The sequence below is a fragment of the Parendozoicomonas verongulae genome (assembly GCF_009711465.1).
GTDB lineage: Bacteria > Pseudomonadota > Gammaproteobacteria > Pseudomonadales > Endozoicomonadaceae > Sansalvadorimonas > Sansalvadorimonas verongulae.
This window is the reverse complement of the sequence record NZ_SMME01000516.1, coordinates 407-790: the sequence shown is the minus strand read 5'-3', so window position 1 is coordinate 790 and position 384 is coordinate 407. Positions and strand designations below refer to the sequence as shown.

Below are 384 nucleotides of genomic sequence, written 5' to 3'. Positions count from 1 at the left end.
GGAAGGAAGAGAATGGTCTTCAGGCTGAACATTGTTGTCAGCAGTCTCTGCATAGTGATAGTGATCGGCCTGTCTGTATCTGCTACCTATGCATCAGAAGACAAGAGTAAGCCTCCTCACATTATTCAGTTGCAGCCAGTCGATGTGATGTCGACAAGTTGCATCACCATACACTCTGCGGACAGCGCACATATCCACCCCGGTGAAGCTATATCCTGCACCGTTAGCAAGTCTGTCGGGCACCACCTTGTGCATTGCCGTGGGAAAAAACAAGAAACCCAATTAACACTCACTGGGTCAGCGGCTGAAAACATCTGGCCGTTGAAACGGGTGCTACAACATGGGTCAGGAATCCATCTTCCCTTTGCCGCATCTCCAGTAAAG

Annotated in this window: 1 protein-coding gene; it reads left to right on the top strand. The window is 49.7% G+C overall.

Annotated elements, in window-relative coordinates:
* Nucleotides 1-12: 12 nt before the first annotated feature.
* The coding region (locus tag E1189_RS24640; protein ID WP_230459933.1) for a hypothetical protein at nt 13-384 on the top strand (372 nt) is incomplete at its 3' end.